We start from the raw sequence: 15,814 nt of genomic DNA on the forward strand, positions 1-15,814 counted from the left end.
GCAGTCTAATTCGCATCCGCCTATCTGGTAACTGAGCTTGGTCATTAAATGAGGGTCCGTACATTATTGTTATTCTTATGTGATCATCATAGGGGGAGAGTCGAGTTTGGCTCAAGAGTCCTTGAATAGTTATTATCACAGCATCTTCTAACATACTGTTTCTTAAATAGTTTAAAAGGTTACAATTTGCTACAAAGCGGTGAAACGGCCGCCAGTCGCTATCTCTGAGCCAGGCTGACCTACACTGAGTAGATAGGTTTACTGGGCATTTGGCTCCAACGGAGTGACAGAGATGGATAGTACCTTTACGTAAAACCTGTCGTTATCACACTGTTGCGTAATTGATATGTGTGAAATTGCTATGGTAGGCTCTAGCCGTATGAGTGCATCATAGGCGTTTTTATCGTCTGCTGATTTACTCGCCAGTTATCGAGGGGAGCCATATGCAGATCATCAGCTATGAATTAAAGGACTGGGAGTACCGCGAGCCAGAAGTCTATGTTGACGAAAACGGCGAGCTACAGGTGCGCTATATTGGTGAGCTTAAACAGATAGGCCCCATTACCTTGCTATACCGAGTTGGATTTGATGAAAGTGACAAAGTGGTTCATTCCGAGCCCCTTGAAGCTGTAAACAACTATCTGATGTACCAAAAAATCCACCATGACGCGAAGTGTGTTTCGGTGGCATCTCGTGCGCTAAAGCATTACTTCACTTTCCTAGCTGATGAAAACGTCACTCGGCGAGAGAATGGCCTGCCTGAGCTGCTCTGGAACGAAATGCCTGTACGGGAAAATCAGCGTCCGACCTATCGCTATCGTCAATGCCTTAAAGACTGTTACAAGTCACAAGACCCTGATGTGCATCTAGCTCGCACAACCTGTAATGCCTATCTGAACCGAGTGGTTGATTTCTACAAACACTACCTGAGGCACGGCTTTCATTTCGGTCATGAGCCGTTTCAGTATGAATTTGTTAGGGTCAACATTCAGAATGATCATACCTCTATGCAGGCATCGAGGCACATAGAGGTGCATACTACAGATCTGCGTCTGAAGTTGCCAAAAGACAGACGAAAGCGCCCGAATCCTTTAACGGCACTAGCACCTTATCAGTGGAATGCGTTGGACAATATCTTGCGTGTTTCGCGCAAAGTATTGACCAAACGAAATGGACAACTGATATTGGGCAGGTTTCCAGAAGAAGTGAGCTGGATCCTTCTCGTAATGCGCTGGACAGGTCTGCGTCGTCAAGAAGTACTTTCGCTACGTGCTGGGTTGATTTTCAAGCCTAATGCTCGCCAGTTACACCAGGGGTACGTCGAGATCGACATTGGCCCCTCTGTTGGTGTTGAGACCAAGTTTGGCAAGTATCGCACTGTCGAGATGCCGAGCCAATTGATGGCTGAGCTGTACGGTTACTTGCAATCGACACGATACATCAAACGTCGGGATAAGTATCGTTTAACACTCACGGACCAGCAGCGCCAAACTGGCGGAGATCACCTGTTCCTGAGCGGAAGTGGTGTTCCGTTTGCTCTGACTACACTGAATGCGCGTTGGTCTGACATACGCCGAACGCTAGCGCACCCTAAACTGGGCCTGGGGGAGCCATTCGAACACAAGAGCCACAACCTACGCTCAACTTATGCAGTGGAACGCTTTATTGGACTGTTGGACAAAGGCGTCGATGAAGGCAAGGCCTTTCGTTTTGTGCAGAACTACCTTGGTCATGAAAAAGAAGATACCACGCGCCACTATATGAGTCAGGCTCGTGATCGCATTGATGGAAAGTGCAGCCCGCAAGAGGTTTGGGAAAATGTGATTGACCACCACTTTGGACAGGGAATATTTGCTCTTGGCGGTAACGGATAATGGCCTTTAAAAAGAAAAGTGCGCGCAAGCTTCCTAAGAGCAACACACCAATAGCCAACCCGGTACGTCCAATGTCTATTGAAGCGATGGTTATCGCCACTGATGGTGGGGGAAAGTGCTACTTCAAACGACTGAAGTATAAAGGTTGTCCTTTGGTATTGGGCGGCCGAGATCCACTAAAGTCAGAGAAGTTTTGTCCGTCAGAGCAATTGGTTGATATGCAGCGTGATGAGATAATACGTGAATTATATGAGCTGATTCGCGAGTGGCCAGCTAATCGAACGACTAAAGGCTATTTTGATAGCTTATGCAAATATACAGCAGCGCTCGATGCTGTGGGGCGTCCGCTGAATTTCTCTGCTAACAACGTAATGTGGTATGGAGGGGAGTTACAGCGACTTATCAAGCTGAGTAAAGCTCAGGGGGGAATTAAGCCTGCCACGGCAAATTCTCGAAAGCAAGCGATTAGAGCCATCCTCAGAGCTAAAGGAGAGCATTTGTTGATAAAGCAAATGCCGAAGTTTGCTCGTGAATCGACCCCCTTTCAAACCTTGGACGATGACGGTTTTACCAGAATTGGAAGATTCTTAAACCGGGGATACCAAGGTTACATGGCACATTTGCTAGCTGGTACCTCACCTACGATATGCCCAATGCATGACCATAGTCGACTGCTTGAACTTAAATTGAACAAACGGCAGCTTGGGAATGAGGTTAACGCAGCCAAGAAAAGGGTCGCTCCTTTACAAGGTGATTGGCGCAATCAGTTGGTACGGCTAGCGCTTTTGCTGACTCACATGCTTACCGGTATTAATCCTACACCCTTATATCACTTGCGGCGTTGTGATGTACGTTTCAAGAAAGGTGCAGGAGATTGTTATTACATTGAAACCATTAAGAACCGCGCAGGTGGGCAGCGGCAGGATAATGAACTGGGTTTTACCAAATTCAGTAAAGATTTTTTCGAGAATTGGTTGTCGGCAACCGAGAAATGGTCAGATGACCCTAAGGCTCCTGTGTTTCCTCTTTTCTTGCAAAGTAAGTTAGTGGCTTGGGGCACAAACGGAAAACCTCCTCAAACGACGATTAACAAGGTGTTGTTGCGCTACGGCCTACCAAAGATATCGGCTAGTGTATTTCGTAAAACGCGTTCAGCACAATTGATGCGGGTGTTAAACGATGTGTACGAGGTTGCAGATGCCAACAACAATAGCATCCAGATAACAGCGCGGGATTATCTTTACGGAGTGCAGGAACAGCATGATTTGGTCAATGCCGGTGCGATGGAAGCTCTCGTAAAATTAGCTCGGGGTATGGACAAGCAGCAAGTGCTAGCTGAGGCGGCTTGGCAATGCAAAGACCCACTTACTGAATTGGAATACCTTAAATACAGACATAAACGGCCCAACAAGACCAGAACGGGTCTAGGCTGCGAGCAGCCGCTGGTTGATAAAGTGGCCAAGCAGCGAACCAAGTACCGTCATATTAACCCTGACCTTAACCTTTGCATTGACTTCCTCGATTGCTTTGATTGTCCAGCACATGGTTTGGTGGCGGAAGTCGACGATATTTGGATGATGTTATCCTTTCGTGACACGCTACGCGAGGTACTGCAACGGCCAGCTTATAACAGTTATCCGTCAGAAAAATTCAGCGTAACTGAAAATAAAACTGAGCTCATTCTTGAGAAACTCCGAGCTAAAGCACCGGGCGCTTACAATGAGGCCGAAAAGATGAATCGAGAAGCACCACACCCACTATATAGCGATGATGAAGCAATTGATGACTTGATGAGAATTTATGGATGAATGCACTCTACTCTTTTCCTTTACGCCCCTATCCTACACGAGCACGTACTGTGGCCACCACCCACTTGAATGGCATGCCATGTAGTTATGTTGAAGACCCATCATGGGATTACCACGGTATGTTGGATGCCAAAGTGGGTGCAGTCTTAGAGGTAAGCTTTAAGCACATTAACGAGGCTGACCGTCTAGGTATTCAGTTCGCCACACATCTTATCATCCGTGGTAAGCAGGTTGGTATATCTTCAATTACTAACACCAGGAACGCATTGCAAATCATTGCTGAACTGCTCGGTAGTACCGACTGGAAGCAGATTGATCAGGAGACTCGTTATACCGAATTTCAAAAGGCATTTAAGGCAAGAAAACCAAGCCAAACGACGGTGGATCGTATTGTGGCTGGGCTACGAGACTTATGGCGGGTTGGGTTGATAACACGCTATGTTCAACCTGGTGATAAATTGATAAAAAAATGGGTGGCAGGTAAAAGGCGAGAGCAACACATCGCCCTGCCTGAAAGAATGGCCTGCAAACTGTTCGCTGCCGCCATAGAAATAGTTGAGCGTTATCACCCTCATAGACATGTTATCAGCGCTGCATATGATGCTTACCTACATGCAAAAAGTACCTATAAGGGTAAGGCCTTTGCCCGCGATGTCGGTAACGACATCTCGCATGATGTTCCATTTGACGATTTCTACCTTGAAGCCAAGGCTTTGTGTGCCTCCGAGATTCAGACAGCTTGTTGGCTTGTACTAATTGGCTTTAGCGGCGTGCGCGAGGCGGAAGGTAAGTCAATGAACCCAGCTAGTTATGATGAAAGCCGTTGTTACAAGGGGCGGGCAGTCCCATTACTGCATGGGCTAATCAGTAAGAATCAGCGCGCAGGAAAACCAATGGCTGAATCCTGGGTTACTCATCCCATTGCCAAGTTGGCATTAGAGCTCGCATACGATTCAAGTGAATTTGCTCGAAAACACTACCGTACCAAGTTGGAGGCGTTGCCGCCTAGCCCTAGACGTAATCGTCAATTAACTCAGCTTTCATCTGCATTTTTGGTATTGAGTACCTGTTTGCAAGAAAAACAGGTCGTCATGGGCAATACACAGGCCAAACTGCGTAAATTTGCCAAAAAATACGGTGTCCGCGCGTTGGCAGACGATGTCGTTGAGTTTGATGCCCTTAATCCAACCCGTAAGGGCCAACTTAAAGCGGGAGCTTTGCTTCCTAAACTGTCTAACCACGACTTTCGCCGTAGCTACGCTTGTTTTTTGATCCGCAACCGCTTGGGCAATTTGATGAGTTTGCGGGCGCAATATAAGCACGACAACCTCATGATGACCAATTGGTATCAGAATGGTACATCTATGGCTGCCGTACTTGATCTCAAGATGGATGCGGAATTGCAACAGATGATCCAGGAGGCAAACCTTGCAATCCACGAGAACACCTTATTTCATATTTTCAATGAGAGCGAGACACTGACAGGGTTCGAAGGTCGACGGATAATAGCCGAGCGCGAGAAGTATCAGGCCCAGTATCCTGGGCAGATCTATATGTCTCGGGAGGATATCCGTGCGATGCTGCGCACTAACAGCATTTCGGTAGTTGAGCACCCGACAGGCTACTGTTTTAATCCAGAATGTGACCGAATTTGTGCCAGCGACAAGTCCACGGAGACTTGCAAGCATGAGGTACTAACGCCAGAAAAAGTACTTGAAACCAAACTTCCTCGGCACCAGCGTTGGATTAGAAAATTCCGCGCCCTGAACTCTGGACGTTACTACATGGCAGCGATCCTAACGGACATCCTGACCGAAATTAAAGCCATCGAAAAAACCTTGAGCGAACATAATATCCCATTTGAGCCATTTGTTGACAAGGTTAAGACTGCGAGAGTCGGAGAGGCGCTATGAAAGTAAGTAAGACTCAAATCACTGAACAACGTCTACGCAATGCGCTTCGGCGCCTTCTAGATGGGCAGCCTGAAAGAACCAAAGCTGACGGTAAAATCAGCTTATTGCGAATTAACAAGGAAGCTGGATGTAGCCAAGGGTTGATTTATAAGTACCCCGAGGTGATTGCCGATGCAAGAGTCGCGATTAAGCATCATATAGCCAAGCAAAAGAGCCAAGTTGGGCTAGAAAGCCAATCAGCAGGGGTTGCTAAGGAAGCCCGCCTAAGGGCTGAGCGTGACAAGCAAGCTGAGCTAAAGCACCGTTACCGTGAGCAACGCGATAACTTTCAAGCATTGGCTGACGACACGGTAAAGCGAGAGAGTGCGTTGTTGTTCCGTTGTCATGAATTGCAATTAGAACTAAATCAGTATGATAGCTCTAAAATCGTTCTTTTACACGGAAAGACTGATGTGAAAGAATGAAAGCCTGCATTGCAAAAATTAATTACGTGGGTGGGGCAATTTTAATCTAGCGTTAACACTGGATAGGAAATGGTATTTCTTCAGTTAAGCTGTATTAGTTCAGACTAGATCTGATGCATCTACTTGAAAAAGTTTCAACTAAATTTAGGTAACAACACCAGTTTGAACACATCGCAAAGTGCAGTTTCGCGACAGCCAAGCAATTGGGATTCTGTCCCTAGCATTGGCTGGGAGCCAAAGTTAAGTGCATGTATTGATAAAACGGACTCTCACTTTCCCGTTGATTTCTACGTGTTAACTTCCTTTCAGTGAATAGTAAAAAAAGCTTGTGCTGACCAAAATACCACCTTATATTGTTCAAAGAAGGAACAATGAAAATGAATAAGGAGATTAATTTTGAAAAACATTATGTTGAACATACTATGCTTGTTGTTTGTAGCAATAGTCCTACCCAAACCGAGCATGGCAAGTACAATTGAATGCATCAGACTTGAACCCAATAAGACAGCTTATTTAGAGTTGAGTAAAGCATATGCATACGTTAACTGCTTTGCATTTGAAAATCTAACAGCAAACTCAAAGATTGACATCTTGAGCTTTTCACCTGACAACATTACCAATGTAATAAAAACATACGACATAAAAAGTGGTTCAAAAGTATATATTTCAGAAAGCACTTCAAATAACAATGGGGCTAACTTATTATCATTAAATGCCACCAATAGAGACATTGCATTTGTATACAAACCTTTAAATAACCTAGACTCCAATAAAAATATCACAATCTCATATGTGACTGCCAATAACGCAAATCAAATTTTCCTCAAAGTTAATAATGTAGTTAGTGGTAACACTTCCCCAGGGAATACAGGTGGAACTTGCAAACAGGGAATATGTGATGAAGAAAAGTAAGTATATTTTATTGGCTTTGCTTTTGTGTAGCAATTTTGTTAGTGCGCAGCAATGTACAGTTGCTCAACAAGCACCAGAAGGAAAACCTGACAACTTTGATACTAATAAAGAGTTAGGGGATATTGACGCTGTTTCGGCTGCATTAACGCTAGTTCCTGCTGGAGCCTATAGGGAAACTCTAAAAGCCTCTTATATGGCATCAATGTTTGGACCAGGGCAATACTATGATCTAAAAAACAACCCTGATTTTATGGCTTCACAAGAATACGGAAATTGGTTTTACGGTGCGGCAGCTCAGCGAATGGGATATACTTCCCTTCAAGCAACAAGAGCTGGCGCAATTGTACAGCAATACCAGAACTTTACAAATACTAACGACCCCGACTATCATGATTTAGGTGCCCTTTCTGATAATATTATTGGGGCAGTTAATGGCGATATACAGGATAACCCAGGTGATAAAGAGCTCATTCTTGGTGGTTATGATTATGCGGAAAATGTGTATGAAAATGATCCAGAATCAGACCGTAACTCAGATTCTTGTAACCCAGGAGGTGATCTTCAAGTTGTATCAAGTGGAGGCCACGGAGGTGGTTGGACGAGTGCAACTCCCGGATTTACAGTGACAGATTCTGGATGCATATTAGCTTGCCCTACGGGTAGCGTAACTATAACAGACTTATAAGTACATCACTATAACACCTAATTTTTTGATAATTAGGTGTTATAGTCTATTTCTTCGCATATAAGTCGTATCGCTATGGAATACTTACACGCTTTATGAAATCGAGTACAATAACTGTTATATTTTTGATTGTTTTCACTGTATTGTTGAAGGTGGTTTTTACTTGCCTAAATATTAAATTGGTCTGGTATGACTTTGAAAACTATAAGTTTTTTGATGCCATGTTTGATTTTTTATTTCTCTTGCTGGTTTTCATAATACTAAAGAATTTTTGGTTGCAACATAAAAATTCATTTTTAATTATTTTATTCACGTTGCTCCTGTATCACACCTCAATAATCCTAAACTACAATTCAAAATACAAGTCTGTTTATAAAGCAAACAAAGATAGTACCTTGGTATTAACGTCTCACAATATGGGAGCCCTCGGAGATGGACTAATTAACTTAGTCATTTACAAGAGGAGTGGAATCTTGTTAATAGGTAAAGATGTAAAGTCTTATACAGGAGTCTTCGATGGAGTAATATCAAAAAATGGGAACTGTTGTATTACAGTATCATTAACAGCTTATAGTAAAGAGGAAGTGTCATACGTAATAGTACTTGAAGATATTCTATAATATAAAACATAATACTCCATTGTGCATTTAACTGTACTAGATTAGGTTTGAACTGACAATTCTTCATTTTTTTGTTAATCAGATACTCATAAGTTGTCTATAAGTCGAAATGTTAATTGGCGCTAGGTGAACGGCTTCATGTATCTTTTTTTGACCAAGCTCGCGAATTCAACTCCGAAGTGCACCACTCGCTAAATTAGGCTGCCTGGCGTAATTCATTGAATACCGCAACAGGTTGCCTGAAGCCGAGGCTCTTTCTCGGTCTGGCATTTCATGCCCGTTCAATCTCACTAATTTGCCTATCTGTTACCGTCCGTAAATCGGTGCCTTTCCGTATGTATTGGCGCAGCAAACCGTTGAAGTTTTCATTCAGTCCGCGCTCCCAGGACGAATAAGGGTTAGCAAAGTAGACATCCGTTTTAAGCTTTTCTGCGACCAGTTCGTGGTCACAGAACTCGCTGCCGTTGTCCGCAGTGATAGTTCGTACATTACCTCGATATTTCCACAGCATGCCAACCATTGCCCTGGCCACATCGGCTGCGCTTTTCGCTGGCACTTTGCGTATCAGGTACAGCTTACTTTTCCGCTCAACTAGGCTGACAATCGCGCCTGTTCCTTGCTTGCCCAGAACCGTGTCAGCTTCCCAGTCTCCGAACCGCTTTTTCTTGTTCACGATAGCGGGACGATGTTCTATGCCAACGCGATTCGGGATGATCACACGCTTCGCGCGGTTACCTTTACGGTATCTTCGGTGACTCTGGCGTAGCTGTTTGTACAACTTGCCGCCGCATAATTTATCACGCTGAACATAGCCATAAATCCACTCGTGACTGACGTTATATCCGATGATTTTACCGACACCGGCTATTTGTTCTGGACTCCACTTCTCATTGAGACCGAACTCAACAAAGGTGATGGTCAGTTCAGATACTCTAGACTTAGCGGATTGACAACGGCGTTTTAATGCCTTCGCCTGAGCGACTTCCGGCAAGTAATGGTTATCCCGAATTCGATTGCGATTGACTTCCCGGCTGATTGTGCTGTGACTTACTTTCAGACGTTTTCCTATCTCCCGATAACTGAAACCCTCGCGTAAATAGGCTTCAATCTGGTATCGTTGTCCCTCGATCAACTGCTTGTAATTCATGGCAACTACTCATGTTTGTTTGGCGACTACAGAGTATCACCAACAGGCAGTTGATCTCTCCTCACCGTTTAACCATGAGTGGTGCACTTATTATCTGAATTCGGGCTGACAACATCCTCCCCTTTCTAAAATCTCATTAGCAGTTAACTTCTTTCACCAACAGATATTCCATAAATAAATCTAATGTTAAGATAAAAGTGCCACTTGCAGAATTTTAAAACTGAAAGATAATGATTTATATCATTAAAAAAAGAAGTGCCACTTAAATCGTGATTATTATTTATGTGTGAAAATTAAGCTTGATGTTGCTCACTTTTCTCAAATTAGAATGATAATGAGTAAAAGATCGACATAAAATCTATTAGGTTGTTATTAATGTAAATTCACACAATTGGTCACAATCTAGTCGTAACAGTGGGGTGCACGATATCTTTTAACGGCCTTTGGCTACGCCCTGCTCGGGCTAGCCTTGGGCCTCTACATGGCGGCCTCCCACGACCATGGACAGCTCGTGACCCACGCCCACATCATGATGATAGGCTTTCTGATCTCCTTCAGTTATGCCCTCTGTTATCGCCTCTGGCTAGAGGCTTCTACGGGGGCGCATTCGGGGAAACTGGTCACGGCGCAGTTCTGGTTGCATCAGCTGGGCACCATAGGGGTCGCCATCGGCCTGTTCCTGCTCTATGGCGAGTTTGTGGCGCTGGAAGTGGTTGACCCTTTCCTGGCGATCGCCTCCTTTAGCGTGTTCGGCGGCGTCTTGCTGATGATGGTGCAGCTGCTTAAGACCAGGCAGGTGGACTAAGCAGGCGGGCTAAGCAGGGGGCTAGCTTTCTAAATTAATCCATCTAGGAAGAGTAAATCCCATAAAAAAAAGGTGAAGCAATTGCTTCACCTTTTTTGTGTTAAACACGCCATGAGGCAGTGTTTAGAAGAGTGGATCACTCGCCCTGTTCAACGCCTGCACGGTTGATCAGGAACTGAGTCAGCAGCGGTACGGGACGACCCGTTGAGCCCTTGTTAGCGCCACTGTTCCATGCGGTTCCGGCCACATCCAGATGCGCCCAGTTGTACTTCTTGGCGAAGCGCGACAGGAAGCAGGCAGCTGTGATGGCACCGGCAGGACGACCACCCAGGTTGGTCATGTCGGCAAATGGACTTTCCAGATGCTCCTGGTACTCATCCCACAGCGGCATGCGCCATGCGCGGTCACCACTCTGCTCACCGGCGTTCAGTAGCTCGTGGGCCAGCGGGTTGTGTGAAGAGAAGAGACCCGAGGCGTGTTTACCCAAGGCGATCACACAGGCACCGGTAAGGGTTGCTGTGTCAACGACCAGCTCAGGGTCGAAACGCTCTACATAGGTGAGCACGTCACACAGTACCAGACGGCCTTCGGCGTCGGTGTTGAGCACTTCGACTGTCTGGCCCGACATAGTGGTCAGGATATCCCCTGGACGGTAGGCGTTGCTCGACGGCATGTTTTCACAGCCTGCCAGGATGCCCACTACATTGATCGGCAACTTCAGCTCACACAGGGCCAGCATGGTACCGATAACGCCTGCTGCGCCGCCCATGTCATATTTCATCTCATCCATGGCTTCGCCAGGCTTGAGTGAGATACCGCCCGAGTCGAAGGTAAGACCCTTACCCACGAGCACGATTGGCTTCTCTGTGCTATCTACCGCGCCCTTGTATTCCATGACGGTCATGACCGACTCGTTATGGCTGCCGCGGCCGACGGCCAGGTATGAGTTCATGCCAAGCTTAGCCATCTGCTCTTCGCCTACCGTGGTGACGGTGAGGTTTTCATGGTTCTCGGCAATCTGACGTGCCTGAGAGGCCAGGTAAGCCGGATTACAGATGTTTGGTGGCATGTTAGCCACGTCGCGACATAGCTGGGTACCGGTCGATACGGCCATGCCGTGCTCGATGGCGCGCTCACCCACAGTGAGTTCGCGGCGGGTCGGTACATTGAAGACCAGCTTGCGTAGCGGACGACGGGTTTCGCCCTTACGGGTTTTGAGTGCGTCGAAGCTGTACAGACTATTTTGAGTCGATTCAACGGCTTCGCGTACTTTCCAATAGGTGTCACGCCCCTTAACGTGCAGTTCGGTCAGGAAGCAAACGGCTTCCATCGAACCTGTGTCGTTTAAGGTGTTGATGGTTTTAGTGATGATCTGCTTGTACTGGCGTTCGTCTAGTTCTCGTTCTTTGCCACAACCTACAAGAAGGACGCGTTCACTCAACACGTTGGGCACATGATGCAAAAGTAGCATCTGACCCGGCTTACCCTCTAAGTCGCCGCGGCGAAGTAAGTTGCTAATGTAGCCTTCACTGATTTTATCCAGTTGCTCAGCAATACCAGAGAGGCGTCTAGGTTCATAGACACCAACGACAATACAGGCCGAACGTTGTTTTTCCGGGCTGCCGCTCTTAACGCTAAACTCCATGAGCTCTCCTAGATTCTTAAAGACAAATATTATTATTTATTAGATAATGTCTGCTTGTGTCCAAAACGGACCTAAAATTGGTACACCAATGTTAATTTTTCAGGTGTTTTTCTGCCATTTTTAGTTAAAGGCTGGTCACAAAACTACCAAAAGTAGACAGTCTACATGAAAAGTGGGCTGATACCAGCATAAATATAAGTTTAGGGACTGGATCCTGCCTGTGATTGTATTTAGATACTTGATTCGTGAAGTTTTAAAAGCGCAGATGGCAGTGCTTTTAGTACTGTTAGCTATTTTTATTAGCCAACATTTTGTTCGTGTACTCGCTGATGCATCCGATGGCGAGTTTCCCGCCTCTCTGGTGATGACCCTTCTAGGCCTTAATCTTCCCTATCTTGCAGTGCTTGTGGTGCCTCTGAGTCTGTTTTTGGGGATCCTGGTGGCCCATGGCCGCATGTACGCCGAAAGCGAGATGGTGGTCTTCCACAGCGTCGGCGTGAGTGAATGGTATGTCACCCGGGTGACCCTGCTACTCGCCGTCGCCAACATGCTGTTTACCGGCTTTTTAGCCATCTATGTCACCCCCTGGGCCGAAGAGACCCAAAACCGTGTGCTGGAAAATGCCCAGTCGGAGGCAGGCCTGGCGGCATTGACCCAGGGGCGTTTCCAGACCAGTCCTAACGGCCGCGCGGTACTCTTCGTCGAGCGCATCGGCCGTGACAATCAACTGGATAAGGTGTTCGTGGCCCAGCTGCCAGACCCGGAAGACGGTGCCAGCCAGTCCAATATCGTTGTGGCCCAAGGGGGCAGCGTGATCGAGGATGAAAGCGGCGAGCAGCGCCTCAAGCTCAACGATGGTATCCAGTACCAGAGCAAGCAGAACCAGCTCGATTATCAGGTGGTGCAGTTTGCCGGCTACGAGATGCAGATCAAGGAGCAGGAGGTGGATCAGCGCCGCCGCAAACTGTCGGCCTTGCCAATCGATCAGCTGCTGGAGACAGAGGGACCCGAGGCCGTGGCCGAGTTCCACTGGCGTCTGGCCATCCCGCTGGCGATCCCCTTCATGACGCTGATCGCCGTGCCCATGGCGCGGGTGAATGTGCGCCAGGGCAAGTTTGCCAAGATGTTCCCGGCCATCTTGCTCTATCTGGGGTATTTTGGCTTGATGATCGCCGGGCGCAAGGCGCTCGAAGATGAGGTGATTCCAGCCTATCTCGGCATGTGGTGGATCCATGCCTCGGCGCTGTTTTTGGGGATGTTGCTGCTGAGTAAGGAGCGCCCCGCTGGGGCTAAGCTTTCTGGCTTGCTAAAGCGTAAGAAGGTGGCGGCATGAGAATTCTAGATTTATATATTGCCCGTGTCCTGCTGAGCACTTCAGCCCTGTGTCTGCTGGTGTTAACTGGCCTGTCAGGCATCATCAAGTGGGTGGATCAGATTCGTCTGGTGGGACGCGGTACCTACACCATGGTGGATGCCGGCATCTATGTGCTGTTTCTGATCCCGCGGGATATCGAGATGTTTTTCCCCATGGCGGTGCTCCTCGGGGCGTTGATCGGCATGGGCATGCTGGCGTCGAACTCAGAGCTGGTGGTGATGCAGTCGGCGGGCTTGTCCCGCTTTCAGATCACCCTGTCGGCGATGAAGACGGCGGTGCCGCTGATGCTCTTGGTGATGGCCCTGGGGGAATGGGGCGCGCCGGTGGCCGAACGTCACGGCAAGGAGCTGCAAGCGGTCAAACTCTCCGGCGGTAGCCTGTTTAAGTCGAGCCGGGGGATCTGGGCCAAAGATGGTGACCTGTTCGTCAACATAGGCGAGATAGAGGATATCAACAGCCTGCATAATATCGTGCTCTATGAGTTCGACGATAAACTGAATCTGGTGGGCACCATAGAGGCGCGCCGTGGCGTCTACTCTAAGGATCATTGGCGCCTGCTCGATGTGCGCCAGACCAAGATCACCCCAGAGCAGGTGAGCCTGACGGATCTCACCCTGTATCGCTGGGAGTCGACCCTGACGCCGGATAAGCTGAGTGTAGTGTCGGTAAAACCAGAGGCCTTGTCGATTCAGGGGCTGGTGGATTATCTCGAGTACCTGAGGGTGAACAACCAGGATTCGGGCCGCTATGAGCTGGCGCTATGGCGTAAGATCATGCAGCCGATCACTGTGGCCGTGATGATGCTGGTGGCCCTGTCATTCGTGTTTGGTCCGCTGCGTACTGTGACCATGGGGGCGCGGGTGCTGCTGGGTGTGGTAGCCGGTTTCAGCTTCTATATCTGTAACGAGATCTTTGGCCCCATGACCCTGGTGTATGGCCTACCGGCCGTGCTGGGCGCCGTGATGCCGCCGCTCATCTTCAGTAGCGCCGCCATCTACTATATTCGCCGCTAGGCTATTTTTTTAGGTCTTATTGCTAAAGAAATACGCTCAAGAAAAAAGGACCCTTAGGGTCCTTTTTTCTTGTCTGGGTTTAGCTTACACGCCGTGCCAGTTACGCATCTGGTTGGCTTCTTTGGAGAGCACCACCACTTCCGAGCGGGTCATCATATCCTGCAGCGCCAGCTTGTCGCCGTTGATTAAGATCCACAGGTTACCTATGCCAAGCAGCGACCAGACGAGACGTGCGGTGGCGGTGATCATGCTCAGGCTCTGGCCGTTAGGGTGTTGGATCTTCAAACGCCAAGCGCGCATGCCTAGGGTCTGGCCGCCATAGCTCCAAAACAGCACATAGAAGAGGCCGACGCAGAAGGTGATCCACAGCTGATACACGCCCTTGTAGAGCGGTGTGCCGTTCAGCAGATCTGAGACATGCTCGAAGCCATTCATGGCCAGTAGGCCACTGCTGGTGAGGGCGGTAAAGATACCGAAGCCTATGGCTCCGGCCACCATGTAGACGGCGACCGCAAGCAGCAGGTCGTACACTATCGCGCCCAGGCGGCGAAAGAAGCCGGCTCTGGGAAAATTGGCATGTTCAATATTAGACATTCAGGGCCTACATCATCTGGTAAAAGGCGAAAATGGGTGGCTTATTCTAGCGAACTTGGCCTTAGCTTTCATCCTGTGCGCTTTCATCTCGAATAAAGTGGATGTCGCTAAAGCCGAAGCGGGCGAACTCCTTCTGGCGATAGTCTTTCACCGCCTGGGAACCCTTGGAGGTCATGGCGACCTGCGCCTCCATGGCGAGGTAACGGGTCAGATCGATTCCCTCGGCCGCGGCCACGGCTTCGTAGATGTCATGAAACTTGTCATAGACGAAGTTGATCTCTTTGTATTGATTCTTAAAGGTATAACCGACTCTGCGGGCCATAGCATTCTCTTAAATTAGCACTTTCTTAAATAAAGATTGTTTTAAAAATAGTTTCTGTCAGTCCTGATAGACATAGCCTGGGTTAGCTGCGTCGATGGCATACACCATGTAGCAGGCATCTTCCGGGTAGCTGCCTAAGGATTTGTCGATTATACGCGATTTAAAGCCCAGACGTTGCCAATATGTGTGGGCGCCGCCCACGGCCACTAGCGAGATGCTATCCAGCGCCTTGTTTCTGGCCTGTTCGATGAGGCGATTAAACACGGCCGCGCCGGCCCCCAGGCCCCGAGCCTTGGCGGAAAAGGCGATATCGTGCAGGTAGAGGGTCTCTTGTTTGGGCGCCGCATCAAGTACCTGCTCCAGACTCGGTGGCAGGTCGCGCTGCCAGGGGTGTGCCAGGCAATAGCCTATGACGGTATCGTCTTGCGTGACCACAAAACAGGTCTCGGTGGAGAGGCGGGCCTTACTCTGCAGGGCGGCGAGGGACTCGGGCTCGATATCGGGATAGCACTCGTCTTGAATGCGTAAAATGGCTGGCCAATCCTGGGCCTGTATCTCTCGTATTTGCATTACTAATGTTTCTATTATCGAGGGGCTGGAGCCCTTAAGGGGGCGTTGGGACAAAGGATAGATGTTC

General features: G+C 48.1%; 13 protein-coding genes and 1 pseudogene. 9 read left to right on the forward strand and 5 right to left on the reverse strand.

Annotated features, from left to right (window positions below; translation table 11 throughout):
• Positions 1-443: 443 nt before the first annotated feature.
• From AYI87_RS07430 to AYI87_RS07455, 6 genes are all read left to right on the forward strand, one after another.
• A complete protein-coding gene (locus AYI87_RS07430; protein ID WP_028764735.1) occupies positions 444-1,874 on the forward strand; it encodes a tyrosine-type recombinase/integrase in 1,431 nt (476 codons plus the stop codon).
• A complete protein-coding gene (locus tag AYI87_RS07435) occupies positions 1,874-3,682 on the forward strand; it encodes a hypothetical protein (RefSeq protein WP_144200937.1) in 1,809 nt (602 codons plus the stop codon). The genes AYI87_RS07430 and AYI87_RS07435 overlap by 1 nt, the downstream gene beginning before the upstream one ends.
• Positions 3,679-5,595 carry a hypothetical protein gene (locus AYI87_RS07440; protein ID WP_028764754.1) on the forward strand — a complete coding sequence of 639 codons (1,917 nt, stop codon included), beginning with the start codon at positions 3,679-3,681 and terminating at the stop codon, positions 5,593-5,595. Before AYI87_RS07435 ends, AYI87_RS07440 begins: the two co-directional genes overlap by 4 nt.
• Entirely contained in the window at positions 5,592-6,059 is a 468-nt protein-coding gene (locus AYI87_RS07445; RefSeq protein ID WP_028764753.1) for a hypothetical protein, read from the forward strand. Before AYI87_RS07440 ends, AYI87_RS07445 begins: the two co-directional genes overlap by 4 nt.
• A gap of 396 nt (positions 6,060-6,455) precedes the next feature.
• Positions 6,456-6,971 (forward strand): hypothetical protein, encoded by a 516-nt coding sequence (locus AYI87_RS07450; RefSeq protein ID WP_144200939.1) that lies wholly within the window; start codon positions 6,456-6,458, stop codon positions 6,969-6,971.
• Positions 6,958-7,656, forward strand: coding sequence for a polymorphic toxin type 44 domain-containing protein (locus AYI87_RS07455; protein WP_144200941.1), 699 nt, complete (start codon positions 6,958-6,960; stop codon positions 7,654-7,656). Before AYI87_RS07450 ends, AYI87_RS07455 begins: the two co-directional genes overlap by 14 nt.
• Positions 7,657-8,472: 816 nt before the next feature.
• Here AYI87_RS07455 and AYI87_RS07460 read toward each other — a convergent pair.
• Positions 8,473-9,423 (reverse strand): annotated as a pseudogene (locus AYI87_RS07460) (IS30 family transposase).
• Between the two features lie 481 nt (positions 9,424-9,904).
• On the opposite strand from AYI87_RS07460, the gene AYI87_RS07465 reads away from it, so the two are divergent.
• Positions 9,905-10,228, forward strand: a complete 324-nt coding sequence (locus AYI87_RS07465) for a TonB-dependent receptor (protein WP_260865101.1) — start codon at positions 9,905-9,907, stop codon at positions 10,226-10,228.
• A gap of 136 nt (positions 10,229-10,364) precedes the next feature.
• Here AYI87_RS07465 and pepA read toward each other — a convergent pair whose 3' ends face one another.
• Positions 10,365-11,873, reverse strand: coding sequence for a leucyl aminopeptidase (gene pepA / locus AYI87_RS07470; RefSeq protein WP_011864744.1), 1,509 nt, complete (start codon positions 11,871-11,873; stop codon positions 10,365-10,367).
• A gap of 220 nt (positions 11,874-12,093) precedes the next feature.
• Here pepA and lptF point away from each other — a divergent pair, with 220 nt between their 5' ends.
• Together lptF and lptG are read left to right on the forward strand one after the other, a co-directional pair.
• On the forward strand, positions 12,094-13,206 hold the full coding sequence (lptF, locus tag AYI87_RS07475) for an LPS export ABC transporter permease LptF (protein WP_144200945.1): 1,113 nt from the start codon (positions 12,094-12,096) through the stop codon (positions 13,204-13,206).
• Positions 13,203-14,261 carry an LPS export ABC transporter permease LptG gene (lptG, locus tag AYI87_RS07480; RefSeq protein ID WP_011864746.1) on the forward strand — a complete coding sequence of 353 codons (1,059 nt, stop codon included), beginning with the start codon at positions 13,203-13,205 and terminating at the stop codon, positions 14,259-14,261. Before lptF ends, lptG begins: the two co-directional genes overlap by 4 nt.
• Positions 14,262-14,345: 84 nt before the next feature.
• Here lptG and AYI87_RS07485 read toward each other — a convergent pair whose 3' ends face one another.
• The 3 genes from AYI87_RS07485 to AYI87_RS07495 all read right to left on the reverse strand — a co-directional run bounded on the left by AYI87_RS07485 (position 14,346) and on the right by AYI87_RS07495 (position 15,747).
• Complete coding sequence (locus AYI87_RS07485; RefSeq protein WP_144200947.1) at positions 14,346-14,855, reverse strand: RDD family protein; 510 nt, start codon at positions 14,853-14,855, stop codon at positions 14,346-14,348.
• A 61-nt stretch (positions 14,856-14,916) separates the two neighbouring features.
• Complete coding sequence (locus tag AYI87_RS07490; RefSeq protein ID WP_011864748.1) at positions 14,917-15,177, reverse strand: DUF2960 domain-containing protein; 261 nt, start codon at positions 15,175-15,177, stop codon at positions 14,917-14,919.
• 57 nt (positions 15,178-15,234) lie between these two features.
• Positions 15,235-15,747 (reverse strand): GNAT family N-acetyltransferase, encoded by a 513-nt coding sequence (locus tag AYI87_RS07495; protein WP_144200949.1) that lies wholly within the window; start codon positions 15,745-15,747, stop codon positions 15,235-15,237.
• Positions 15,748-15,814: the final 67 nt, after the last annotated feature.

Origin of the sequence: Shewanella sp. KCT, assembly GCF_007636505.1 — a bacterium.
Taxonomy (GTDB): domain Bacteria; phylum Pseudomonadota; class Gammaproteobacteria; order Enterobacterales; family Shewanellaceae; genus Shewanella; species Shewanella halotolerans.

Excerpts from the sequence above, each read along its gene's own strand:
- AYI87_RS07485 (WP_144200947.1), bottom strand. The coding sequence starts at position 14,855 with ATGTCTAATATTGAACATGCCAATTTTCCCAGAGCCGGCTTCTTTCGC.
- AYI87_RS07455 (WP_144200941.1), top strand. The coding sequence starts at position 6,958 with ATGAAGAAAAGTAAGTATATTTTATTGGCTTTGCTTTTGTGTAGCAAT.
- AYI87_RS07465 (WP_260865101.1), top strand. The coding sequence starts at position 9,905 with ATGGCGGCCTCCCACGACCATGGACAGCTCGTGACCCACGCCCACATC.
- AYI87_RS07495 (WP_144200949.1), bottom strand. The coding sequence starts at position 15,747 with ATGCAAATACGAGAGATACAGGCCCAGGATTGGCCAGCCATTTTACGC.
- AYI87_RS07440 (WP_028764754.1), top strand. The coding sequence starts at position 3,679 with ATGAATGCACTCTACTCTTTTCCTTTACGCCCCTATCCTACACGAGCA.
- AYI87_RS07445 (WP_028764753.1), top strand. The coding sequence starts at position 5,592 with ATGAAAGTAAGTAAGACTCAAATCACTGAACAACGTCTACGCAATGCG.
- pepA (WP_011864744.1), bottom strand. The coding sequence starts at position 11,873 with ATGGAGTTTAGCGTTAAGAGCGGCAGCCCGGAAAAACAACGTTCGGCC.
- AYI87_RS07490 (WP_011864748.1), bottom strand. The coding sequence starts at position 15,177 with ATGGCCCGCAGAGTCGGTTATACCTTTAAGAATCAATACAAAGAGATC.
- lptG (WP_011864746.1), top strand. The coding sequence starts at position 13,203 with ATGAGAATTCTAGATTTATATATTGCCCGTGTCCTGCTGAGCACTTCA.
- AYI87_RS07435 (WP_144200937.1), top strand. The coding sequence starts at position 1,874 with ATGGCCTTTAAAAAGAAAAGTGCGCGCAAGCTTCCTAAGAGCAACACA.
- AYI87_RS07430 (WP_028764735.1), top strand. The coding sequence starts at position 444 with ATGCAGATCATCAGCTATGAATTAAAGGACTGGGAGTACCGCGAGCCA.